The 23711-nt window shown below is 59.7% G+C and carries 18 protein-coding genes; 16 read left to right on the plus strand and 2 right to left on the minus strand.

The genetic code is table 11. The annotated features are described in order from the left end of the window. Positions 1–9 precede the first annotated feature (9 nt). From CLV45_RS16930 to CLV45_RS16975, 9 genes are all read left to right on the plus strand, one after another. Positions 10–1638 carry an acyl-CoA carboxylase subunit beta gene (locus CLV45_RS16930; RefSeq protein WP_100337636.1) on the plus strand — a complete coding sequence of 543 codons (1629 nt, stop codon included), beginning with the start codon at positions 10–12 and terminating at the stop codon, positions 1636–1638. A 40-nt stretch (positions 1639–1678) separates the two neighbouring features. Next, complete coding sequence (locus CLV45_RS16935; RefSeq protein WP_100337637.1) at positions 1679–2848, plus strand: TIR domain-containing protein; 1170 nt, start codon at positions 1679–1681, stop codon at positions 2846–2848. 145 nt (positions 2849–2993) lie between these two features. Further along, a complete protein-coding gene (locus CLV45_RS16940) occupies positions 2994–3278 on the plus strand; it encodes a hypothetical protein (protein ID WP_211289955.1) in 285 nt (94 codons plus the stop codon). A gap of 114 nt (positions 3279–3392) precedes the next feature. Continuing rightward, positions 3393–3575 carry a hypothetical protein gene (locus CLV45_RS16945; RefSeq protein WP_100337638.1) on the plus strand — a complete coding sequence of 61 codons (183 nt, stop codon included), beginning with the start codon at positions 3393–3395 and terminating at the stop codon, positions 3573–3575. A gap of 1015 nt (positions 3576–4590) precedes the next feature. Continuing rightward, positions 4591–5172: an HPP family protein gene (locus CLV45_RS16955; protein ID WP_100337640.1), complete on the plus strand. Its 582-nt coding sequence runs from the start codon at positions 4591–4593 to the stop codon at positions 5170–5172. A 52-nt stretch (positions 5173–5224) separates the two neighbouring features. After that, positions 5225–6202: a DUF2268 domain-containing putative Zn-dependent protease gene (locus CLV45_RS16960; RefSeq protein ID WP_157807601.1), complete on the plus strand. Its 978-nt coding sequence runs from the start codon at positions 5225–5227 to the stop codon at positions 6200–6202. Positions 6203–6456: 254 nt separating this feature from the next. After that, on the plus strand, positions 6457–7005 hold the full coding sequence (locus tag CLV45_RS16965; protein WP_100337642.1) for a hypothetical protein: 549 nt from the start codon (positions 6457–6459) through the stop codon (positions 7003–7005). Between the two features lie 136 nt (positions 7006–7141). Next, on the plus strand, positions 7142–8869 hold the full coding sequence (gene poxB / locus CLV45_RS16970) for a ubiquinone-dependent pyruvate dehydrogenase (protein WP_100337643.1): 1728 nt from the start codon (positions 7142–7144) through the stop codon (positions 8867–8869). Positions 8870–9262: 393 nt separating this feature from the next. After that, complete coding sequence (locus CLV45_RS16975; protein ID WP_100337644.1) at positions 9263–10150, plus strand: transglutaminase-like domain-containing protein; 888 nt, start codon at positions 9263–9265, stop codon at positions 10148–10150. A 183-nt stretch (positions 10151–10333) separates the two neighbouring features. Here the strand turns inward: CLV45_RS16975 and CLV45_RS16980 are convergent, their stop codons facing one another. Together CLV45_RS16980 and CLV45_RS16985 are read right to left on the minus strand one after the other, a co-directional pair. Further along, the gene (locus CLV45_RS16980) at positions 10334–10945 is read right to left on the minus strand and encodes a redoxin domain-containing protein (RefSeq protein WP_100337645.1); all 612 of its coding nucleotides are present in this window, start codon (positions 10943–10945) and stop codon (positions 10334–10336) included. 14 nt (positions 10946–10959) lie between these two features. Then, positions 10960–11628 (minus strand): 4'-phosphopantetheinyl transferase superfamily protein, encoded by a 669-nt coding sequence (locus tag CLV45_RS16985; protein ID WP_100337646.1) that lies wholly within the window; start codon positions 11626–11628, stop codon positions 10960–10962. Positions 11629–11774: 146 nt separating this feature from the next. Here CLV45_RS16985 and CLV45_RS16990 point away from each other — a divergent pair, with 146 nt between their 5' ends. From CLV45_RS16990 to CLV45_RS17020, 7 genes are all read left to right on the plus strand, one after another. Beyond that, positions 11775–12707, plus strand: a complete 933-nt coding sequence (locus CLV45_RS16990) for a WD40 repeat domain-containing protein (protein ID WP_100337647.1) — start codon at positions 11775–11777, stop codon at positions 12705–12707. 114 nt (positions 12708–12821) lie between these two features. Then, positions 12822–13847, plus strand: a complete 1026-nt coding sequence (locus CLV45_RS16995; RefSeq protein ID WP_170061880.1) for a DivIVA domain-containing protein — start codon at positions 12822–12824, stop codon at positions 13845–13847. Between the two features lie 167 nt (positions 13848–14014). Next, positions 14015–14386 carry a dihydroneopterin aldolase gene (gene folB, locus CLV45_RS17000; RefSeq protein ID WP_100337649.1) on the plus strand — a complete coding sequence of 124 codons (372 nt, stop codon included), beginning with the start codon at positions 14015–14017 and terminating at the stop codon, positions 14384–14386. A 205-nt stretch (positions 14387–14591) separates the two neighbouring features. Then, positions 14592–15014 (plus strand): BlaI/MecI/CopY family transcriptional regulator, encoded by a 423-nt coding sequence (locus CLV45_RS17005; RefSeq protein ID WP_100337650.1) that lies wholly within the window; start codon positions 14592–14594, stop codon positions 15012–15014. 7 nt (positions 15015–15021) lie between these two features. After that, entirely contained in the window at positions 15022–17598 is a 2577-nt protein-coding gene (locus tag CLV45_RS17010) for a M56 family metallopeptidase (RefSeq protein WP_170061881.1), read from the plus strand. 131 nt (positions 17599–17729) lie between these two features. After that, positions 17730–20309, plus strand: a complete 2580-nt coding sequence (locus CLV45_RS17015) for a DUF5916 domain-containing protein (RefSeq protein ID WP_100337652.1) — start codon at positions 17730–17732, stop codon at positions 20307–20309. Between the two features lie 984 nt (positions 20310–21293). Beyond that, positions 21294–23711: beta strand repeat-containing protein (locus tag CLV45_RS17020; RefSeq protein ID WP_211289956.1), on the plus strand; the 2418-nt coding region annotated here is incomplete at its 3' end.

Raw genomic sequence — 23711 nt, forward strand, 5'->3', positions numbered from 1 at the left:
CCACCCACGATGAACCTGGAATTCAACAAGAACGAAGACAGCATTAAGCAGCTTACTTTTCAACTTTCCCAGCGCCTGAAGAAGGTGCAGCTCGGCGGCGGTGAGAAGCGCATTGCCGCCCACAAGGCCAAAGGCAAGCTTACGGCCCGGGAGCGGATTGAGTATTTGATTGACAAAGGCTCGGCTACGGTCGAAATCGGGGCGTTTGCCGGGGAGGGAATGTATAAGGAAGAAGGCGGCTGCCCCTCGGGCGGCGTGGTGGTCGTTATCGGCTACGTGCAGGGCCGGCAGTGCGTCATTGTGGCCAACGATGCCACGGTGAAGGCCGGGGCCTGGTTTCCGATTACGGCCAAAAAAAACCTGCGGGCCCAGGAAATCAGCATCGAAAACAAGCTGCCCATCATTTACCTTGTCGACTCGGCCGGGGTGTATCTGCCGATGCAGGACGAAATCTTCCCCGACAAGGAGCACTTCGGCCGCATTTTCCGCAACAACGCCGTGATGAGCTCCATGGGCATCGTGCAGCTGGCCGCCATTATGGGCCCCTGCGTGGCCGGCGGGGCGTATCTGCCCATTATGTCCGACGAGGCCATGATTGTGGACGGCACCGGCTCGGTATTTCTGGCGGGCTCCTACCTGGTGAAGTCGGCCATCGGTGAAACCATCGACAACGAAACCCTGGGCGGGGCTACCACGCACTCCGAAATTTCGGGCGTGACGGACTACAAGTTTGCCACCGACGAGGAGTGCCTGGACCACATCCGCAACATCTTCGACAAGCTCGGAGCCAACCCCACGGCCGGCTTCTCGCGCAAAGCGCCCGTGGCCCCGGCCAAGGACGAGAAGGAAATCCTGGGCTTGCTGCCCTCGGACCGCGTGAAGCCCTACGACATGATGGACATCATCGAGCGGCTGGTCGACAACTCGGAGTTTGAGCCGTACAAGGACCTCTACGGCCAGACGCTGCTCTGCGGCCTGGCCCGCATTGATGGCTGGGCCGTGGGCATCGTGGCCAACCAGCGCAAGATCGTGAAGACCAAGAAGGGCGCCATGCAGATGGGCGGCGTTATCTACTCCGACTCGGCCGACAAAGCCGCGCGCTTTATCATGAACTGCAACCAGAAGAAGATTCCGCTGGTGTTCCTGCACGACGTGTCGGGCTTCATGGTGGGCTCCCAATCCGAGCACGGCGGCATTATCAAGGACGGGGCGAAGATGGTGAATGCCATGGCCAACTCGGTGGTGCCCAAGTTCTCGGTCGTTATCGGCAACAGCTACGGGGCCGGCAACTACGCCATGTGCGGCAAGGCCTACGACCCCCGCCTCATCGTGGCCTGGCCCACGGCCCAGCTGGCCGTAATGAGCGGGGCCGCCGCCGCCAATACTTTGCTCCAGATTCAGGTGGCTTCCCTCAAAGCCAAAGGCGAGGAAATCACGCCCGAAGCCGAAAAGGAGCTCCTGGACCGCATCAAGGCCCGCTACGAGGAGCAGCTCTCGCCCTACTACGCGGCAGCCCGTCTCTGGGTCGACGCCGTTATTGACCCGCTGGAAACGCGGAAGGTTATTTCGGAGGGTATTTCAATGGCGAATCACGCGCCCATTGAGAAGGCCTATAACGTGGGCGTGATTCAGGTGTGAGAAGGAAAGACGAAACTTCATTTGATAAAATAATCAAATAATGACTAAGGTCAGTGGTAAAGAAATTGTCGCTCTAAAGAATAGAGTCTGTAGTCTGTTCACACATGATGATTGGTTAGATATTGCTTATATCACTGGTTCAGAGGAGTTGGTCAAAGGGCATTATAGGTTATTGCAAAGTTTGCATTTCAGAGATGACGATTACGAACGAAGTGCATTGGAGGTGTTGAAGAGTATCGCTGATCAAGATAAAAATAACATACAGGAAATAAGAGACTTTATAGAAAGTAAGTATCCTGACAATATCGAACTGAAATCACCTCTAACAACTGGGCTGCCTAAGTTGCCGCCAGCTCCTCAGCTTCCTAATCCACCAACGTATCCAAAAATCTCACTTATGTCTCCTGCCAAAAATCAATTTGAAGTATCTCAGCAGAAGGATATGGATATATTTATTAGTCATAGCAGTCAAGATGCTAACGTTGCAAAACTTTTGATTGACTTGATTAGAGCTGCATTTAATATGTCTGCAAGAAGAATTAGATGCACGAGCGTAGATGGTTATCGTCTGCCCGCTGGTGCATCAACTGATGAACAATTGAAAAAGGAAGTGCATGATGCTAAAGTAATGGTGGCTTTGATTTCGGCAAGCAGTATGGATTCTACATACGTACTCTTCGAACTTGGAGCAAGGTGGGCTACATCTCTTCCATTTGTTCCGCTAGTAACTAATAATCTAGGGACTCAACTTCTCAAAGGCCCATTAGGTGGTATTAATGCTCTTAATATATCTAGTACAGCGCAAGTTCATCAACTGATTAGTGACTTGTCTAGTTTCTTAAAATTAGAAAGCGAATCTCCAGCAGTATATCAGGATAAGATAGAAGTACTAGTAGAAACTTTGCTGAATGGAGTACTTCCAATAGAGGCCGAGAAAATCCGTAGTGTGAGTAGCGTATCTGATATTGATAGTATCAAGAGTTATTGTGAAAGCCAATGGCCAGAAGATTTTTCGATGCGAATACATTGTGTAAAAGTGCAAAAGGAAGCAGCAGCCAATATGAAAGAACCTAAACCATCAGATATTCCGAATACAGTTTTTCAAAATATCATTGATAAAGCTGTTCGAGAATGGCCTGATGATTATACAATGCAAGTCCATTCTAGAGACGAACAAATAGCAGCATATAGGGAGCTGCAAAGCATGTAATAATGAGCGCCCTACAGGCGCTTTGCTGAGTATGGCTTACAATTAAGCCGCTTAATCAAGATAGGCTCTTGAATAGTCCGGCCCGCCGCACCCCCCGTTGCGGCGGGCCGATTTCGTTTCAAAGTGAGGCAGTACCTTACCGTCCATGAAAACCCTCTACCTCCTGGCCGGCTGCAACGGGGCGGGTAAAACCACGGCCGCCTACGCCCTGCTGCCCACGCTGCTCGGGTGCCGGGAGTTCGTGAATGCCGATGAAATTGCCCGGGGCCTCTCGCCGTTTCAGCCCGAAACGGTGAGCGTGCAGGCGGGCCGGCTGATGCTCACGCGGCTGCAGGAGTTGCTGGCGGCGGGCGAAACTTTCGCGCTGGAAACGACGCTGGCGACGCGCCACTACCTAGCGTTTATCCGAGTACAAGGCAGTTGTGAATAACTGGACGTTTATAGATAATTCAGCCGGGCTGCCTCGCCGTATAGCAAACGGCACCGCCGATACTATCACCGTCCAGGATTCAGTAATTTGGCAATCCTTAACTAGTTTTTACCAATGAGCCAGCCGCAACAAGTGACCTATACCAGCCAGCAGCTGCAAGCTGCGCTGGAAACAGCCTACGAAAGCATGCTGGCCTTCAAGCGTTACAAAAAGACCCCCGTGGTTATTGTGCGCGACGGGCAAGTAGTGGAAGTAATGCCCGATTCGCTGCCATCAACTACCCCCAAAGCTGCGTGAGCTTCACGTGGCAAACTTGCCTTCCGCTCCCCGCAGTTGCTCAGTACCGCTGAGCAACTGCAATAAAGAATACATTATAAATGGAGAAAACAGTCTTCAATAACGCTGTAGTGTATTGGCTACTGATAGTGATGCTGGTAGGCGGGTTGCTACTGTCTGGTTATGTTCTGACAACGGGCTTTAATCTGCTTGTTGGCATTCGGCTGATATGGATGATGGCCCTTCTATATCTTGTCTTAACCAGGCATAGAAATGCTTTGGTAAACCTGAAATGGTGGCTAATCATCGGGCTCATAGTTGGCCCCGCGTTAAGCTTGGCCGGCCGTTTCTTAAATGAGATGCTGGATAGTTTCTCCTCTTTTAGCATCGAATTTTATTTGTCCCAGGCGCTATTATTGGTTATCGGGCTCATCCTGCTCAACTACGTCCGTAGCACCGTTACGGTAGAACGAGTAGAACCCAATTGACTGGAGTCAACCGAGCCACCTCCGGCCCGCCGCAACACCCCGTCGTAGTCGCTCGGCTATTGCCGAGTGACGACTACGCCTGAGCAGCTCTGCTGCGAATTGGCCCGCGCCAGCAGAACAACCGGATGGCGCGGGACGCTCGGGGCAGAGCCCCTCCGGCATAGTCGTCACTCGGCGTAGCCGAGCGACTGCGAAAGATGCATACTCGCCCCCCCGGCCCGCCGCAACCCCCGTTGCGGCGGGCCGGTTTGGTTTCTGGGAGATAATGAGGTGCCTGCAGAGCCCGAACTAGTTTCCAGTGCCAGCTTGGTAGAAGAAGGGGTAGAAATACTCTAGTCCTTCTACCTGGATAGGTAGAAAGAGGTAGGTAAAATCACGAGGCCTTCTACCTGAAGGGGTAGAAGCATGCCCAGCTGGTGCCACCTGCTTCTGCCCTGATGCCCTAGTGTCGCTACGCCCGCGTGGCGGCACTGAATTTGACGGGCCAGGCTGCTCGCCTACCTTTGCCCGCACAGAATAACCGTTGGCCAGGCCCAACGAGACTGACTATGCAAAGACGATTGCGGCGGCAGGCCCGCCACGTAAAGCTGATTATCTACGAGGAAACCCTGTTCGACTACAAGGAGCACATCTGGACGTTTCTGGGCTCTTTCGTGGGTATCGGGCTCATTGGCCTGCTGAACAGCTACGTGCTGGAGCGCACTGATACGCTCTGGATCATTGGGTCGTTCGGGGCTACTTCGGTTCTGCTCTACGGCCACATCAATTCCCCGCTGGCCCAGCCCCGCAACCTCATTGGCGGCCACCTGATTGGGGCCTTTATCGGCGTCACGGTGCAGAAGCTGGTGGGCGGGGAGCTGTGGCTGGCCGCGGCCCTGGCCGTGTCCTTGACCATTGTGGTCATGCAGATCACCAAGACCCTGCACCCGCCCGGCGGCGCTACGGCCCTGGTGGCTACCATTGGCTCGGCCCAGCTCAAGGCCCTGGGCTACTGGTATATGCTGATGCCGGTGCTGACGGGCGTCGTTATTCTATTGCTGGTGGCCCTGGTGTTCAACAACATTACCAGCACCCGCCGCTACCCCCGCAACAAGCACTGGTATAAGATCTGGCGCCGCCGCTATATCTAGGTTGCCGGATATTGGCGTAGCTTGCAGAACCCATTATAAACGTGGGTGTACTATGCAAAGAATAGTTAGCCTGTTGCTGGTGGCCGGCAGCATCAGCACGGCGGTAGCCCAGGGGGCCCGCCCGCAGAAAGTGTTTACCGAGGATATCGACCGGTTCTGGGTGGCCTACGATAGTGTGCAAACCACCACCGACCATGCCCGGCAGCTGGCCTTCGTTACCGATCTGTACATCAGGCCGGGGACCGTAGGGCTGGCCGACTTCATAAAAGTACGGAACAATTCGGCCGAAAGATGGGTGACGCTGATCACCAAGTACCCCCGGTTCTGGGCCTCGATTCGGCCTAATACGCTGGCCGTAAAAAACAGCGCCAAGGATTTTGAGCAAAGCATCCGGCGGTTTAAGCGCCTGTATCCGGAGCTGCGCGATGCCAGCATTTACTTTACCGTGGGCGGGTTGAACTCGGGCGGCACGGTGAATGGGAATAAGGTGCTTATCGGGACGGAAATAGCCACGGGCAATGCCCAAACGGACGTATCGGAGTTTACCAACCCCTGGCTGGGTTCGGTCTTCAAGGCGCAGGCCCTGAATAATATCGTGTCGCTGAACGTGCACGAGTACGTGCATACCCAGCAGCAACCCACCGAGGATATGAACTTGCTGGGGCAGGCGCTGAAGGAAGGAGCCTGCGACTTTATTACGGAGCTGGTGATACGCCGGCCCCTGCAAACCAATTACCTCATCTACGGAAATGCCCACGAGAAGGAGCTAAAGGAAGCCTTCAAGCAGGAAATGCTGACTGCCAACTATAGCCGGTGGCTCTACAACGGGTCCAACGCCGGCCCCACCTCCGACCTGGGCTACTTCATGGGCTATACCATCTGCCGGGCCTATTATGCCCAGGCCCGCAACAAGCGGCAGGCCATCAAAGAAATCATCGAGCTGACGTACGCCGACCCGGCTGCCACGGAAGGCTTTCTGAGGCAGTCGGGCTATTACCCGGAAGGATGGGAAAAGGCCGCCCCCCGTTAGTCGATATTCCTGTTGCGCACGGCGGTATACTATCCTTGGCCTTAGCCTGTAGCGCAAGTGAATCGGAGCCACGTAGCGGGCAAAGCATAATAAATCGGTAAAGCCTGGCCGCAAACAATACGCCTTCCCCTATATTATACTAGTTATTCAGCCCGAAGCTGGCCCCACGGCCCGAGCGTCGGGCTGCTTATTGACCCGGCGGCTACTTAGGGCGACGGGCAGGTTATTGCTTACCGATTATTCCCCGTTCCGTTATGGCTATTTCGCCGGCAACCGAGCCGCTGCTGCTCGCAGTGCGCGCCTATTATGGCTTGGCCCAACAGGAGCTAGCTGATTTTCTGGGCGTCTCGCGCGGACTGGTGGCCTTAGTCGAAACCGGCCGGCGGGCGTTGCCGGCGGCTGCCGAGGCCCGCCTGGCGCTGCTCAGTGCTCCGCTAACCACCTCTGCCAACTGTCCCGCGCCACCCTTGGCCGCCGCATCCTGGGAGCCCCTGCACCTGCACCAGCGCAAATGTCTGCGCCAGGCCCAGGGACTGCGGCAGGAGCTTATCCAACTCCAAACCCAGGCCACCCAGTACCAGCGCCGCCTCCAGGCGCTGCCGGCCCTCTACCAGGCCCTGCTGACCACCGCCCCCGACGGCCCGGGGCTGGAAGCCTGGCTCCAGAAAATCGAAACCCAGGCCCGCTACGGTCTGGCCGAGTGCGGCCCGGCGGCCCAAACCCTGCTCACAGTGCGCATTGCCGCCCTGGAATTTGAAGCGGCCGAAACCGGCCGCCAGCTCGCCGCCGCCCGGGGCCTATAACGCCGCGGGTAGCTGGAATAGTCCGGCAGGAATGCCCCAACCACTTTTCCAGCCCAGGGGCTGACAGCTCAACCGGACCGTTACCAATTGCGGGCCGGCCCGTATAGCCTGGGGGCCTTATCCCGCCCTGCAGACTATGGCTAAGAAAACTGTCTCCGAAATTATTGTCGATACCCTGATTGCCGCCGGCGTAACCCGGGTCTACGGCGTGGTGGGCGACTCGCTCAATGGCATTACCGACGTTATCCGGGCCCGGGAAGGCATCGAGTGGGTGCATGTGCGCAACGAGGAAGCCGGAGCCTTTGCCGCCGGGGCCGAGGCTCACGTGACGGGCAGCCTGGCCGTGTGCGCCGGCTCCTGCGGGCCCGGCAACACCCATTTGCTCAACGGCCTCTACGACTGCCACCGCAGCCGGGTGCCGGTGCTGGCCATTGCCGCCCAGATTCCCAGCGTTGAAATCGGTAGCCAGTATTTTCAGGAAACCCACCCCGAAGTTACCTTCAAGGAGTGCAGCGCCTACTGTGAGCTCATCGGCCACCCCGACCAAGCCGTGCGCTGCACCGAAATAGCCATCCAGACGGCCCTGACCCAGCGCGGCGTGGCGGTGCTGGTCGTGCCCGGCGACGTTAGCCACCAGCAGGCCGAAGCCCCCGAGCCCCGCCTGCCGGTGCTGCGCAGCAAAGCCACCCTGGTGCCCGGCATTGAGGAGTTGCGGGCTGCCGCCGACTTGCTCAACACCAGCGCCAAAGTCACCATTATGGCCGGGGCCGGCTGCGCCCAGGCCCACGCCGAGCTGCTGCAAGTGGCCGAAATGCTGGGCGCGCCTGTCGTCCATGCCCTGCGCGGCAAAGAGTACGTGGAGCCCAACAACCCCTACGACGTGGGAATGAGCGGCCTGCTGGGCTTCACTTCCGGCTACGAGGCCCTGATGGTCGCCGACGCCATGCTCATGCTCGGCACCGATTTTCCCTACGTCCAGTTTCTGCCCCAGGAAGCCCGCACCGTGCAGGTCGACGTGCGCGGCGAGCATATCGGCCGCCGCGCCCGGGTCGAAGTGGGCCTCATTGGCGACGTGGCCGCGACGCTGCAGGCTTTGCTGCCCTTGCTGAATCATAAGTCGGACCGCCGCCACCTGGAAAAGGCCCTCGACCATTACCGGGAAGCCCGCCGGGACCTCGACGAGCTGGCCACCGGGGAAGCTGGCGACACGAGCATGCACCCGCAGTACGTGGCCCGTTTGCTGAATGAGCAGGCCGCCGAAGACGCCATTTTCACCTGCGACGTAGGCACGCCCACCATCTGGGCCGCCCGGTATCTACAGTTTAATGGCAAGCGCCGCCTCGTGGGCTCCTTCAACCACGGCAGCATGGCCAACGCCATGCCCCAGGCCCTGGGCGCCCAGCTGGCCTTTCCCGGACGTCAGGTTATTGCCCTGGCCGGCGACGGAGGCTTTGCCATGCTCATGGGCGAGCTGCTGACGCTGAAGCAACTCAACACCCCGGTCAAAGTCGTCATCTTCAACAACAACAGCCTGGCCTTCGTGGAGCTGGAAATGAAGGCCTCGGGCATCCTGCAGTACGGCACCGATTTGGAAAATCCCAACTTCGCGGCCCTGGCCGAAGCGGCCGGCATCCGTGGCATCCGCGTCACCGACCCCGCCGACTTGCCCGCCGCCCTGGCCGAAATGCTGGCCCACCCCGGCCCGGTTATCCTCGACGCGGTAGTGAAGCGCACCGAGCTATCCATGCCGCCCACCATTCAGAAAGAGCAGGTGCTCGGCTTCAGCCTCTACACGCTCAAGGCCATTATGAGCGGCCGGGGCGACGAAGTGCTGGAGCTGGCCAAAACCAATCTGCTGCGGTAACACAACTGCTGGGGTTGTTTCGTCTGTCATCCTGAGCCCGGCGAAGGACCTTCCTCATCTAAGTGACAACGCTGCTGCAACGTGCTCCAGCCCTTCATCAGCCCGGCAGGAAAGAGCTTGAGCACATGGGCATAACCTACAGGGTGCTAGGGGAGGAAGGCGCTTCACTGGGCTCAGGATGACAGGCGAATAATACAAATGCTTTGCCCGTACCACCGAAAACCTGTACTTGCCCCAAACCCAACCGTCACTGACCTTCCTGCTTCGGAATTGAACAATATTCCTGCGGATATATGTTAATTCCCAGCAGCCGGCTGCGGCCAAACCGCGTCGGTTGCGTTTATTTGCTCTTCCCGCTTATCGGCGGCTTTCTAGTCGCCCGCCCGCTCATCCATGACCAACAAAGAAATTAAAGCCCTTATATCCCTGCTGGACGATCCGGAAATTGCCCCGCAGATTCAGGACCGCATCCAGACGCTGGGCGAGAGTATTATCCCGTTTTTAGAAGAATCGTGGGAGGAAAGCCTCGATCCGCAGCAGCAGCAGCGCCTCGAGGATCTGATTCATAACCTGCAGTTCGACGGCCTGCAGCAGCGCCTGCGGGTGTGGCGCGACTCGGGCGGCGAAAACCTGCTCGAGGGCATGTGGCTGCTCAACTCCTACCAGTATCCCGACGCCGACCTGCAGGCCCTGAACCGCGCCATTGAGCAGCTGCGCTTCGAAGTCTGGACCTTGCTGCGCCCCGATATGCACCCCGCCGACCAGGTGCAGGCCCTGAACTACGTGCTGTTTCGCACCCATAAGTTTGCCGCCAACACCCAGAATTTCCACTCCCCGGCCAACTCCATGCTCCACCTGGTGCTGGAAACCCGGCGGGGAAACCCGCTGACGCTCTGCGTAATCTACCTGCTGGTGGCCCAGCGCCTGAATCTGCCGATTTACGGGGTGAACCTGCCCAACCTCTTCGTGCTGACCTTCCAGCCCCAGGACAAGACGTTTCCGGCATTCTACATCAACTGCTACAACCGCGGCCTGATCCTGTCACGCACCGACATTGAGCACTACGTAGCCCAGCTCAACCTCTCGTCCAACGACATCTTTTTCGAGCCCTGTTCCCACCTCGACATCGTGCGCCGCGCCCTGCGCAACCTGATGCTCAGCTTCGAGAAGATGCAGGAACCCGCCAAATCCGCCGAAGTGGGCAAGCTGCTAGCCATCCTCACCGACGAAAGCGGCAACGTGACGGACAGCGCAACAAGCGCCGAAGACGACGAGGAGTAAAGCAATGGGTTGCAAAACAGGCCATTGCAAAGCGGGACGAAGCCATCCGTCCTCTGAAATGTAGCAAGCTCTTTAAGATGAAAAGCCCTCAATCGTTGGTACGGTTGAGGGCTTTCTGATAAAAGGCCGGTTGAAATTAGCAGAGGACGGATGGCTTCGTTCCTCGCACGGACCGGCGTCAGGTTACGGCTTTTTAATCAGGCAGCCGGCGGCGCGCTTATCGGGGACACCGGCGGGGCGGCCGGCCAGGAGGTTATCCAGCACCTGAGCCACGTATTTTTCCTTGGCGTAGGCTTCCACCTGGGCGTTGTCGTCGATGGCGCCTTTGTAGCGAATCACGAAGCCCGCGCCGGAGGGCTCCAGCACCACGGCTTCGGGCGTTTTGGTGGCCCCCAGCAGCGCGCTTACCTTCTGGCCTTCGTCGGTGAGGTAGGGGTAATCCGAGGCGCCGGTGGTTTTCATCTTCAGCTTCTCCGCGTCGGATGCATCGGCGGTGGCTTCCAGGTTGATGGGCGTATTGATGAAGAGGAACTGCACGCCCCGGCCACTGTAGGCCGAGTTCAGGGCATTGAGGCGGTTCTGGTAAAGCTTGGAAAAGGCGCAGTTGGGATTCACGAATACTACCACCACGGCCTTGTTCTTGGCGTAGCTGCTGAGCGTGACCGTGGCGTTGGTAGGGCTTTGCAGGCTGAAGTCACTGACCGTGCGGCCGTCCTGGGCGCGGGCCACGCCCACGGCCAAAGCGGAAAAAACCAGGGCTACGGCGGCAATAAGGGAAATTCGGCGAAAGGTCATGTAGGGGGCGAAAGTCAGAAGGAGGGAGGCCGCGCGTCTTCCACGCAGTAAGTCAGCACGTAGTCGGGGGCGGGGCGCTGGTAGTGAATCTGGTGTTGGCTGCGAGAGTTTTCTAACAGCAGGTGCCCCGTCAACACACCTGCCTCCCGCAGCTCAAACGGGTTGAGCCGAATTTGCTCTTTAAACACCAGGCCCCGGCGGCTGTGTAGCTTATAGAGCGTCTCTTTGGCACTCCAGTAGAGACTGTGTTTGGCTACATCGTCGCCGGTGTTGGCTAGCTCGTCTTTCGATAAAAACCGGGGAGCCAACATTTGCGCTTTGGTGCGAATCAGTTCAATATCTGTGCCAACGCGCCCGTGGGTAGCCACGATGCCCGCCAGCCACTGGCCCGAGTGCGACAAGGAAACGGCGTAATCCGGTAGCTGCTCGAAGTAGGGGCGGCCGTTTTCGTCGTTGCGCAGCACGGCCCGGGCCTGCGGATTTACTTCGGCAAGTAGGGCGTGGGCCAATGCCCGGCCGCCGAGCCACTGCAGGGTCCGGGCCTCGTCGCGGGCCGTGGGCTGGAGTTGGCTGTAGATTTCGGGCCGCGGTACCTGGTTCAGCAATTCGGCGGGCTGCTCCGTCAGCTGCCACAGCCCCAGCAGGGCGTGGTCGGAAAGCGGCGTGACGGAGTGCAGGGGCATAACGGGATAAACGGGAGCGGCGCCCGGGCAGATTGGCGGCCCGCAAATAAAGAGAAGTACAAAGGCTAGAAGCCCGGCTGAAGGCTAAGCAACGCGCGGCCTCGTCAAAACTGGCGTATTTTTGCCCTAAATCCTAACCCAAGCCCATGCCGCTGCTGTATCGTCCGGAGGTTCACAAACTTGCCACCCTGAGTGGGCACCACGACTGCGTGTACGCCCTGACCGGCGACCCGGCCCAGCCCGTGGTGTACTCGGCCGGCTCCGACGGCTTCGTGGTGGCCTGGAACACCGAGCAGCCCGAGCAGGACGGCGAATTAGTGGCCCGGGTTGAAAACTCGGTGTACGCCCTGCGCTACGTGCCCGGCCGCCACCTGCTGCTCATTGGTCACAACTTCCAGGGTTTGCAGGTGATTGACTTAACCCAGAAAAAGCTGGTGCACGCCACGGCCCTGCCGCCGTTGGCCATCTTCGATATTGCCTATTCGGAGCCGCGGCAGCGCATCTACGTGGCCCTGGCCGACGGCACGCTGGCCGTGCTGGATGCCCAGGATTTCCGGTTGCTGCAGCTGCTGCGCCTCTCCGAGAAAAACCTGCGCTGCCTGGCCCTGCACGAAGAGCGCGGGGAACTGGCCGTGGGCGGCAGCGACCAGCTCATCCGGGTGCTCGACGCCGACACGCTGGCCGTGAAATACACCCTGGAAGGCTCTACCAACTCGGTGTTTACCGCCGCCTACTCGCCCGACGGCCGCTGGCTGCTCACGGCCGGCCGCGACGCCCACTTGCGCATCTGGGACGTGCAGCACGATTACCGGGAGCAGCAGACCATTATTGCCCACCTGTTTGCCATCAACCACGTGGCCTACAGCCCCGACGGGCAGTTTTTTGCCACCTGCAGCATGGATAAATCCATTAAGCTCTGGGAGGCCGACGGCTTCCGGCTCCTGCGCGTGCTCGACCGGGCCCGGCACGCCGGCCACGGCACCTCGGTCAACAAGTTATTTTGGTCCGGACCGCGGAAACGGCTAGTTTCGTGTAGCGACGACCGCAGCCTGGCGGTTTGGCAGCTTGGTAACGAATAGGGGAGCAGCAGCGGTAGAAAAAGGAAAATGGCCCGTCGGTCTTGGCCCCGAGCTCCACTGAACTACGCACTTCCCTACGCAGTACCGAAATCTTATTACCCCCCCTCGTCTCCCATGAAAATTACCGCCCTCGATATCCGGCAGAAAACCTTTGAAAAAGCCTTCCGCGGCCTCAACAAAGAAGAAGTAGAAGCATTTCTGGTAACTCTCTCGCAGCAGTGGGAGCGGATGGGCGACGAAAACCGGGAGCTGCGCCTCAAGCTGGAGCACGCCACCCAGGAAGTAAGCAAGATGCGGGAAGTGGAAACCTCGCTCTACCGCACCCTGAAAACGGCCGAGGACACCGGCAACAGCATCACCGAGCAGGCCCAGCGCGAGGCCGAGCTGCGCGTGCGCGAGGCCCAGCTCAAGGCCGAGCAGCTCCTGGCCGATGCCCGCCAGAAAGCCCGGCAGGTGATGGACGATGCCTACAAGCAGGCCGAAAAGACGGTGGGCGAGATGAAAACCGAAGTCAACGGGCTGGGCCAGGAGTGCCAGCGCCTGGAAGGGCAGCTCGAAGGCCTCGTGCGGGATTTGCAGCGCCTGGCCAACGATACGCTCGACAAGGTGGAAAAAGTAAAAGCTCGGCCGAAAACCGAGGCGGCGGCCATCCTTTCCCGGGCCGCTAGCGTAAAGGTGAGCAAACCTGAATCCTCACCCGAAACCGATACTGCCATGTACGTAGGCTCAGCTTCTTCCTCTTCCGTAGCCGCCGTAGCGGGTGCTACTGCTGCCACTGCCGGCGGCGTAGCCCTGCGCGACACCGCCCCCGCCGCCCGACCCATCGGGCCGCAGCCCGGCAGCTACAACCCCAAGCCCGGTCAGCAGCCCGACCCCGGTGCTCCGGCCCAGACGCCCGGCCCCGACATTGAGCCCATGCGTACCCCCAACGAAAACCCCGGCCACGTCGACCCTTCGCGCATCTATAACCCCGAGCCTTCCCGCGTGCCCGACCCCACCGGCCCTCGTATCGAGCCCACGGCCCCGGATATTCAGCCCATTGGCCCCGGCCACCCCGAAATCACCCAGCCTTCGCCCGCTACGCACCCGGGCATGGCCGCCGCTACAGCCGCTGAAAAGTCCTTCTTCGACGAAATCTAAACCACGGATTAGTCGGATTGTGTGTCCGATACCTAAGTAAGCCTGCCTTTCGGGGCGGGCTTTGCTGCTTTAGGAGACTACAGAATACTTTTAGCAGCTGCCTGCTAAAACCAATACTGCCGGGGTAAAATACGGCTTCACAACTCACCACCTCACCACTTCACCACATGGGCCAGATTGCACTGGAGGAAATGGAGTTTTTTGCCTACCACGGCTTTTTCGACGAAGAGCAGAAACTCGGCAACCGCTACACCGTCGACTTATACGTGGGCACCGACCTGCACGCGGCCGGTACTTCCGACGACCTGGCCGCGACGGTCAACTACGTGGAGCTCTACGGCATTGTGCAGCAGGAAATGGCGGTGCCCGCTCGCCTGCTGGAGCACGTGGGCCACCGCATTCTGGACCGGGTGCTGGCGCAGTTTGCCCACGTGAAATCGGTGAAGGTGAGCGTAGCCAAGCACAACCCGCCGTTCGGGGGCGTCTGTGCCCGCTCCCGCGTGACGATGAAGCGCAAGCGCGGTAAGGTGCAGCCGTAAGATAATGTGCCCGGTCTTTTGCATAAAAACCAGCTTTGCGGCTGGTTTTTATGCTTTTAGCCGGCTTGCAGCCGCTGGGTAACGAGGATGGGAGCCGCGGCTGAAAAGGATATACGAAATAAATCGTAGATAAAATTTGCATCTACGATTCACTTCGTATATGTTTGATGTACGAAGTAGTTCGTATCAAGAAAAGCACCCCATTATGAGTAAGGCATCCCTTCCCAAACCCACCGAATCGGAATTGGAAATCCTGCAGGTTCTCTGGCAGCACGGCCCGAGCACCGTCCGGTTCGTGAACGACGAGCTCAGCCAGAAGCGCGAAGTAGGCTATACCACCACCCTGAAGCTGTTGCAGCTCATGCTCGACAAGGGCCTGGTGCTGCGCGACGACGAGAGCCGCACCCACGTGTACCGCGCCGCCGTGCGGGAAGAGGAAACCCAGAGCCAGCTGCTCGACCGGTTTGTGGAAGCGGCTTTCGGGGGCTCGGCCATGAAGCTGGTGATGCAGGCCTTGGGCAACCGCCGCACCTCCAAGGAAGAGCTGCGCCAGATCCGGACGCTGCTCAACGAAATCGAACAGGACAAACCCGAAACCGAGAAAGGAGGCCCCAATGAACTGGCTTGAGCATACCTTGACGCCGGAGCTGGTCCGGGCCGTGGGCTGGACGATAGTGCATTCCCTCTGGCAGGGCGCCATTGTCGGGTTGGCGTTGGTGGGGCTGTTGCTGGTGCTGCGCCGGCACTCGGCCCAGGTGCGCTACAACGTGGCCGGCCTGGCCCTGCTTATCATGCTCGGGCTGGCGCTGGTTACGTTTGGGCGACACTACGCCCTGGCCTTGGCCACCAAATCCGCCGTGGCGGCAACGGTAACTACTTCCCCGGCCGAAGCTGCTACTGCGTTGAACCTAGTGCCCGCCGCTACGTCGGCCGCCGTGGCCGAGCAGTCGGTGTCGTTGCTGGAAACGGGTCGGCAGTACTTCGACCAGCACCTGCCCCTGATTGTGGCGGCCTGGTTTCTGGGTTTGCTGGCCATGACGCTGCGTATGCTCGGGGGCCTGGCCTACGTGCAGCGCCTGCGCCACTACCGCGTCGAGCCTTTGTCGGAGCAGTGGAACGAGCGGTTTAAGGCCCTGGCCGACCGCGCCGGCATCAAGCGCACGGTGAGCTTGCTGGAGTCGGCGCTGGTGAAGGCCCCGCTGGTGGCCGGCCACCTCAAGCCGGTAATTCTGCTGCCCCTGGGCACGGTTATGGGCCTGAGCCAGGCCCAGCTGGAAGCCATCCTGGCCCACGAGCTGGCCCACATTGCCCGCCGCGACTATCTGATGAACATTCTGCAGTCGGTGGCCGAAATCCTGTTTTTCTACCACCCCGCCGTCTGGTTTATTACGGCCTGCATGCGCACGGAGCGCGAAAACTGCTGCGACGACGAAGCCACCGCCATCTGCGGCGACCCGCTCACGCTGGCCAAGGCCCTGGCTGCCCTGGCCGAAATGGGGCAGGACGTATACCCCGCGCCCCGCCTGGCATTGTCGGCCGTGGGCCCCGACGGTTCCTTGCTGGGCCGTATCCGGCGGCTGGTGCAGCGCCGCGCCGTGCCTACTTTCTCGGAAGGCTTCATGGCCGCTCTGGTTGTCGTCGGCGGTTTGGCGTTGATTGGCCTGACGACCGTCGTGGCCATGGCCAACCCCCGGCCCTGGCCCGAGCGCGCCAAAGAATTGGTCGGCGCCGTGTTTGGTCCCGAGAACAGCATGTGGGCCAACAGCCTGCCCGCTTTCCAGCCCGCAGCTACTCCGGCGGCCGTTGTTTCTGCCGCCGCCGATGACGATGACGACAAGAAAAAGCGCAAGAACAAGTCCAAGGATAAAGGCGTGGTCATTGTGCGCGACGCCAACGAGGACGGGCCCGAGCTCCGCCGGGGCAAAGACGGCGGCACCGTGGTAGTGAAGCGCGACAACAAAGGCCGCGTAACCGAGCTCTACGTCGACGGGCAGCGCATCGACATGGAAGAGGCCAAGGCTAAGTCGAAAGCCAAGGCTAACACCACCGAAGTTATTCGCCTGGCCCCGAACAGCCGCACGGCCCGCCGCTCTACCTCGCCTTCCGGCTCCAATTTCAACTTCGATTTCGACTCCCGTAACTACGGCATGTCGGCCCGCGACCAGGAAGAGTTGCGCCGCTCGATGCAGCGCCTGGAGCTGGACCTGGCCCGTACCGGCGAGGAAGTCCGGAGCCGCACCGGCCGCACCTACGTGCTGGCCGACGGCAACCGGGTGGAAATCCGCACTGGTAAGGACGCCAGCGCCGCCAACGACCGGATAGCGGCTAAGGCCCTGCAGGAAGCCGAAAACTCCCTGCGCGACGCCGAGCGTAGCGAAACCAACAGCGAAGCCCGCAACAAAATCCGCGAAGAGCTGGACCGCGTGCGGGAGCGACGCGAGGAACTGCGGGAGCGGCAGCAGGAGGCCAGTGAGGCCGCCCGGGAGCGGCAGCAAGCTGAGCGGGAACGGCAGCAAGCTGATCGGGAGCAGCAGCAGGCTGATCGGGAGCAGCGGCAGGCCGAGCGTGAACGGGCTCAGGCCGAACGGGAGCGGCTGCAGGCCATCCGGGAAGAGCAGAACAACAAGGTGGAAGAAGCTATGATTGAGGAGCTACAAAAAGACAAGCTCATCAAGGACAAGAAGTACTTTCAGCTGGTGCTGAAGGGCAACGAAATGGTGGTCGACGGGCAGAAGCAGCCCGACGCCGTGGCCGCCAAGTACCGCCAGCTGTTCGAAGACGGCACCGGCCGCACCATCGGCGCCAATGGCTCGGTCGTGTTCAGCAACACCGGCAACGACAAGAACCGCATCTACTCCAACACCACGGGCGGCTCGAGCTACGTGCCCTCTCCGCCCACGCCCCCGGCGGCCCCCCGTTCGCCGCGGGCCCCGCGCACCAGCCTGGCGCCGCTGGCCCCAATGGCACCCACGCCGCCCCGCGCCCCGCGGGCACCCCGCAACGTGAAGGTGAATTCGGTGGCTCTGGGCGAGCAGCTGCGCAAAGACGGCCTGATTGAGCCCAACGCCCGCTCGTACCAGTTTCAGCTGAACCCGTCGGGAATGAGCGTGAACGGCCAGCGGCAGTCGGCCGAAACGGCCAAGCGCTACCGGGAGCTGCTCGGCAAAAACGACGGCAAAACCTTCAACATGGACGTCGTCATTACGGAGTAATACGGCTCCCCCGGAAAAGGGCCTGCCAGCTGGCAGGCCTTTTTTTATACCCTTTTAAAAGCCGGCTGAGCAACCATTAGGCATCGGCTATCATCTATTTCCCCACTCACCACCTACTTCATCCTGCGTTCATGTTTTTACGTGTCCTCCTTTGTTGTTTTTTAGGGCTGCTCACGTATTCGGCGGACGCCCAAACGCCCGGTGCTGAGGCCGCTCCGACGGCAGCGGCTTTCCCGGCCCCCAAAAAGCACCTGCAGGCCCTGCGCATCACTACTCCCGTGAAGCTGGATGGGGTGCTGGACGAAGAAATTTGGCAGCAGGCGCCCATTGCCACCGACTTTATTCAGAACCGGCCCAACCCCGGCCCGCACGAGAAGCACCCGACCGAGGTGCGGGTCCTCTACGACGACGCCAACATTTACGTGGGGGCCGTGATGCACGACGTAGCCGGCGACTCAATTATGCGGGAGCTGACCGCGCGCGACAATTTCGGCAACACCGATTTTATCGGGATTTTCCTCGATACCTACCAGGATAAGCTCAACGGCTACGGCTTTTTCGTGACGACCGGCGGCGTGCAGATGGACTGCCGCTACTCGCCAGCGGGCGGGGAAGACTTCAACTGGAACGCCGTCTGGGACTCGCGCACCACGGTGAAAGGCACCGACTGGTACGCCGAAATGCGGATTCCGTACTCGGCCATCCGCTTCAGCAAAACCGCCGACCAAGTCTGGGGCCTCAATTTTATGCGGCAGCGCAAGCGCGACAACCAGGCCTTCTTCTGGAACGAAGTAAAGCCCGCCGTGGACGGCTTCGTAAACCAGTGGGGCACGCTCGAAGGCCTGCGCAACATCGAGCCCCCGCTGCGCCTGTCTTTGACGCCCTACATTTCGGGCTACGTAAACCACAACCCCCTGAACGCCGAGGGCACGCGCCGCACCACGACCAGCTTCAACGGCGGGGCCGACATCAAGTGGGGCATCAACGAGAGCTTCACCCTGGACGCCACCTTGGTGCCCGACTTCGGGCAGGTGCAGAGCGACAACCAAGTGCTGAACTTGTCGCCGTTTGAGGTGCAGTTCAACGAAAACCGGCAGTTCTTTACCGAAGGCACCGAGCTCTTCAACAAGGGCAACCTGTTCTACTCCCGCCGGGTGGGGGCCACGCCCATCGGCTTCTACAACGTGGAAGCGGCCGACAACGAGAAAATCGTGAAAAACCCCCAGGAAACCCGTTTGCTGAACGCCACCAAGGTATCGGGTCGCACGAGCAAGGGGCTGGGCGTGGGCGTGTTCAACGCGGTGAGCAACGACGTGTACGCTACCATCCAGAACACCGAAACGGGGGAGGAGCGCCAGGAACTGACCCAGCCCTTCAGCAATTACAACATTGCCGTGCTCGACCAGAGTTTGAAAAACAACTCCTACGTGTCGCTCATCAATACCAACGTGACGCGCTTCGGGCGCACTTACGACGCCAACGTGACGGGCGGCCTGTTTCGGTTTGCCAACAAGAAGAACTCCTACGCCGTGGATGGCAAAGTGGTGTACTCGCGCCGCCGCGGCTACTTCTTCCACGACCAGGAGCTGGTTGACGACCAGGACGGCTACAAGTACCAGGTGGGAGTGAGCAAAATCAGCGGCAGCTTCACCTGGGGCCTGAATCAGGGCATTGAGTCGCACACCTACAACCCCAACGACCTGGGCATTCTGTTTGGCAACAACAACATCAGCCAGGGCATTTACGGCAACTACAACCACTACAAGCCCTTCTGGAAGGTCAACAACTTCTACTCGTTCTTCGGCCTCGACCAGTCGTACCTCTACAAGCCCACGCTCTACCAGAAAACCAACCTCTACGGCGGGGCCAACACCACCTTTACCAAGAGCTTCATTACCACGGGCTTCAACTTCGACGTGAACCCCATGAACCGCGACTACTACGAGCCGCGCGTGAATCCGCTGGGCAAGTACTACGTGCTCGTGCCGGCCAACGGCAACTTCGGCGCCTTCGTCTCGTCAGACTACCGCAAGAAGCTGGCCCTGGACCTGAACGCCGGCGTGCGGGTGTACCAGGAAGATGACCGGCTGGAGCGGCCCCGCCGCCTGGGCGTGGGCTTCGGCTTTTCGCCCCGCTACCGCGTCAACAACAAGCTCAACTTCCGCTATAGCCTCGACTGGAGCACCAACCGCAACCAGATTGGCTACGTGAACCCCTCGAAGGACGACAGCGGCAGCCTGAGTGATAAGTACCCCGAGGATGCGGAAATCCTGCACGATTTCCCGGAAGCCATTCTGCTGGGCCGGCGCCGCGTGGTCACGGTATCAAACGTGCTGCAGGGAGCTTACACCTTCACCAACCGCATGTCCTTGACGGTGCGCACCCGCCACTACACCAGCACGGTGCACTACCTGGGCTTTGCCCGCCTGGCGCCCGGCGGTGAGGAAACCCCGGTGGCCTACGCCCGCAACCGCGACAATACCTTCAACGCCTTCAACATCGACGCGGTGTACTCGTGGTGGTTTGCGCCCGGCTCCCAGGTCAGCATCGTCTGGAAAAATGCCGGCTCCACATTTTTGCAGGCCAACCAGGCCACGCCGCTGTATTTCGACAACCTGAGCAACACCATCAACACCCCTCACAACAACTCGGTGTCGGTCAAAATCCTCTACTACCTCGACTACCTGGCCCTACGGCCCCGCCGGGCATAAGTGAGGTTCACTTTATTGATAAGGCCCCGGGCCGCGCCAAGGAGGCGTGGCTTCGGGGCCTTTTGCTGGCAGATGAAAAGAGCGTGAGTATTTATGTGCTGTCATCGATGAGCCAATTGATTTTAGCAATCAGCCTACCCGAATGCCGCAGTGAGTGTTGCGGGAATTATAGCGTTGTAAAGCCAAAATGAAATTATATATTGTTTTTTAGATATATATGAGATGGATTCCTGGAATCACACTAGTCTCAAGTAAAAAAAATAATAGCACTGAGCTCAACAATTGTGTTGTAGCTTCGCATCCGATTATCGCATAGTATCTGGGATTTATCCTGTGCCAGGCAGTGGTCTTTTCGCTATTGGTGTAATTACTCTTCTTTCCAGTTCATCTTTTCGTATTCACACTCCTTTTTGCCAGCTCCGCCTTGCTGGTAGCAGGCATACTGTTGCCCCACCTGCCGGGTAGCGTCGGCCGGCCCGGCTGGCTTAGGAGCCACACTTGTACTGGTGGCCACTGTTTAATCCATTTTGCTTTATCAGGAATGGTGGCTGACCTCGGCTGCCCGCTATTCCAGTGCTTTTTTCAGTTCCACGTCCTCATTCCTCACTTCTACCTATTGCTTTTATGCCCAACGTTTTCTCATTTTTTACCTTTAGGCTAAGTTGGTTGCTGCTACTCGGGCTGCTGGTTTCTCTCACGGCTACGGCGGCTAAGGTGCCGCCGGCTGCTGTGACGGTAAGCGTTACCCAGCCCACTAACAATAGTACCGTCACCACCCTTCGGCCCTTGTATAGCGGCGTTACCGGTCCCAATATCGCCCTGACGGTGTGGGTTGATGGCGGTGCTACTCAGATTCCGACCACCTCTGATGCCAGTGGCAACTGGCAGGTAAGGCAGCCTACCAACCTAACCGTGCAGTTTCATAGCGTTTACGCCATAGTAGGTAGCCAGAACAGTAACGTAGTCAATTTTACCGTCAGCCCCTTGCCTCCCACGCTCACGTCGTCGTCGCCCGGGGGCGGGCCGGAAGGGGATACGTTTGCCCTGACGGGCACCAATTTGCTTGGCGTCACCAGCATTAAGTTCGAGAAGAATCCGCAGAACCCGGGCGATGTTACCGCTACTTCCGGCTTCACCATCAGTGCCGACGGCACCCAGATTACGAACATCACTATACCCGTGGGGGCCCGCAACGGCTTGCTTACCGTCACGACCGGGGGCGGAACCAGCAACGGCATCTTCTTCGATGCCTACATCCGCAACACAGTAACGAGCCTGACGCGTAAAACGCCCACTACGGCTTCGACCAATGCCAACAGCGTGGCATTTCAGCTGAGGCTTTTTAGTGGGCAAATAGCGTCGCTTTCGCCCAGCAACTTCACCCTGGTAACTTCCCCGGGCATCACCGGAGCCAGCATTGCCAGCGTTACCGGTGGCTACGATACACCCTTCACTATTACGGTAAATACTGGTACGGGTGAGGGGACGATCAGTCTGCAAGTAACTTCCAACACGCCCGGGGCCACCCGCACCATCAGCAACCTGCCCTACACGCAAGGCGAAGTCTACACCATTGACCGCACCGCGCCCACCACGGCGGCCGTGCTCAGCACGCCGCTGCCCGGCGCCATTACCAGCGGCCAGCCCGTGTACGGCGGCACGGCCGAGGCCCTGAGCCTGGTGACGGTGCTGATTGACGGCATCAGCATCGGCACGGCAACGACCACCGCTTCCGGTGCCTGGACCCTGACCCAGCCCACGCCGCTGACGGCCGGTTCCCACTCGGTCAGCGCGGCTGTCCAGGACGTGGCCGGTAACGCCGGTCCAGCCTCCGCCGCCACGACCTTCACCGTGGACCTGACGCCCACGCTCAATACTATTACGCCCGGCTCGGCGCCGGAGGGCGGCACTATTGCCCTGATGGGTACCAACCTGACGGGCGTCACGACGATTACCTTCGAGAAAAGCCCCGCCGTACCGACTTACCCCACAACTACTTCAGGCTTCGTGATAAACGCCGCCGGTACCCAGATTACGGGCATCGTGGTGCCGGTAGGAGCCAAGAGCGGCGACCTTACGGTGACCTCGCCGAATGGTACCAGCAGCCCCCGCTTCTTCAGCCTGATCCGCGACTTGGTAATAACCGGCAACCAAACTATTCCCGCCGGTAGCTACGCCAGCATTACCATCGGCAGCGGCGCCACGGCTACGCTTTCCAGCAACGTAACGGTAAGTCAAAGCCTGACCATTGCCGATGGCGGCACGCTCATCACCGGTTCTTTTGTGGTGAGTGGCCCGGGTACCTTCACCCTGGCCGCGGGGGGCACCCTGAGCACGGGCAACGCCGGCGGTATTTCGGCCAGCGGCACTACCGGAGCCATCCAGACCACCGGCGTCCGTTCCTATTCCTTGGATGCCAGCTACGTGTATGTAAGCGGAGCTCAGATGACGGGCTCGGGCTTGCCCAGTCAGGTGCGCACCCTGACAACGACGAGCTTCGGCACCTTGACGCTTTCGGCGCCGGTAAGCGTGACGCAGACCGTGACCATCGGCTCGTCGGGCAACCTGGTGCTGAACGGCAACGCGCTGACGCTGCTGTCTTCCAGCGCCGGTACGGCCATGGTCGTCAACAGCAGCAGCGGTATTGTGAGCGGCAACACCGCCGTGGTGCAGCGCTACATTGACCCCAGCCTGAACCCCGGCCTGGGCTACCGCCACTACAGCTCGCCAGTGGCCGCCGCCACCTTCGCCGACCTGACCACCGCCACCTACTCACCGGTGGTAAACCCGGACTACAACACGCTGGGCAACACGGTAAATCCGTTCCCGACGGTGTACGGCTTCAATGAGAGCCGCATCGTGGGCACCAGCGCCGCTACTCAAGTCTTCGACTACGGCTATTTCTCGCCCGGCTCGCTTAGTGAGACCCTCGTGCGGGGCCGCGGCTACACCGGCAACATCGACGCCAGCAGCCTCGTGGACCTGGTGGGCACGCTCAACACTGGCACCCTCGCCGTTGGCGCCCTGACCCGCGGTAGCCAGGCCAACTCGGGCTGGCAGCTGCTGGGCAACCCGTATCCTTCCCCCCTGGACTGGAAGAAAGTTCGGACAAGTTTACCCACCGGCGTAATTGACGCCGTGTACGTCTACAAATCCAGTGACCAGTACGGCGGAACCTACCAGGTCTACCAGAACGGCTTCGGCACCCTGTCCAATGGCATCATTGGGTCGATGCAGGGCTTCTTTATCCGGGTCAACCAGACGGTCAACTCGTTCAGCTTCCTGAGCGCCTGGCGCTCCACTACCAGTGAGAATCCGAGCTTCAACCGGCCCACGGCTGACCTGCGCCCGGCCCTGCAGCTGGATCTGGTCAGCAGCCAAGGCACCCACGACCCGGCCTTT

The sequence above is a fragment of the Hymenobacter chitinivorans DSM 11115 genome (assembly GCF_002797555.1).
Taxonomy (GTDB): domain Bacteria; phylum Bacteroidota; class Bacteroidia; order Cytophagales; family Hymenobacteraceae; genus Hymenobacter; species Hymenobacter chitinivorans.

Excerpts from the sequence above, each read along its gene's own strand:
- CLV45_RS16930 (WP_100337636.1), top strand. The coding sequence starts at position 10 with ATGAACCTGGAATTCAACAAGAACGAAGACAGCATTAAGCAGCTTACT.
- CLV45_RS16935 (WP_100337637.1), top strand. The coding sequence starts at position 1,679 with ATGACTAAGGTCAGTGGTAAAGAAATTGTCGCTCTAAAGAATAGAGTC.
- CLV45_RS16940 (WP_211289955.1), top strand. The coding sequence starts at position 2,994 with ATGAAAACCCTCTACCTCCTGGCCGGCTGCAACGGGGCGGGTAAAACC.
- CLV45_RS16945 (WP_100337638.1), top strand. The coding sequence starts at position 3,393 with ATGAGCCAGCCGCAACAAGTGACCTATACCAGCCAGCAGCTGCAAGCT.
- CLV45_RS16955 (WP_100337640.1), top strand. The coding sequence starts at position 4,591 with ATGCAAAGACGATTGCGGCGGCAGGCCCGCCACGTAAAGCTGATTATC.
- CLV45_RS16960 (WP_157807601.1), top strand. The coding sequence starts at position 5,225 with ATGCAAAGAATAGTTAGCCTGTTGCTGGTGGCCGGCAGCATCAGCACG.
- CLV45_RS16965 (WP_100337642.1), top strand. The coding sequence starts at position 6,457 with ATGGCTATTTCGCCGGCAACCGAGCCGCTGCTGCTCGCAGTGCGCGCC.
- poxB (WP_100337643.1), top strand. The coding sequence starts at position 7,142 with ATGGCTAAGAAAACTGTCTCCGAAATTATTGTCGATACCCTGATTGCC.
- CLV45_RS16975 (WP_100337644.1), top strand. The coding sequence starts at position 9,263 with ATGACCAACAAAGAAATTAAAGCCCTTATATCCCTGCTGGACGATCCG.
- CLV45_RS16980 (WP_100337645.1), bottom strand. The coding sequence starts at position 10,945 with ATGACCTTTCGCCGAATTTCCCTTATTGCCGCCGTAGCCCTGGTTTTT.
- CLV45_RS16985 (WP_100337646.1), bottom strand. The coding sequence starts at position 11,628 with ATGCCCCTGCACTCCGTCACGCCGCTTTCCGACCACGCCCTGCTGGGG.
- CLV45_RS16990 (WP_100337647.1), top strand. The coding sequence starts at position 11,775 with ATGCCGCTGCTGTATCGTCCGGAGGTTCACAAACTTGCCACCCTGAGT.
- CLV45_RS16995 (WP_170061880.1), top strand. The coding sequence starts at position 12,822 with ATGAAAATTACCGCCCTCGATATCCGGCAGAAAACCTTTGAAAAAGCC.
- folB (WP_100337649.1), top strand. The coding sequence starts at position 14,015 with ATGGGCCAGATTGCACTGGAGGAAATGGAGTTTTTTGCCTACCACGGC.
- CLV45_RS17005 (WP_100337650.1), top strand. The coding sequence starts at position 14,592 with ATGAGTAAGGCATCCCTTCCCAAACCCACCGAATCGGAATTGGAAATC.
- CLV45_RS17015 (WP_100337652.1), top strand. The coding sequence starts at position 17,730 with ATGTTTTTACGTGTCCTCCTTTGTTGTTTTTTAGGGCTGCTCACGTAT.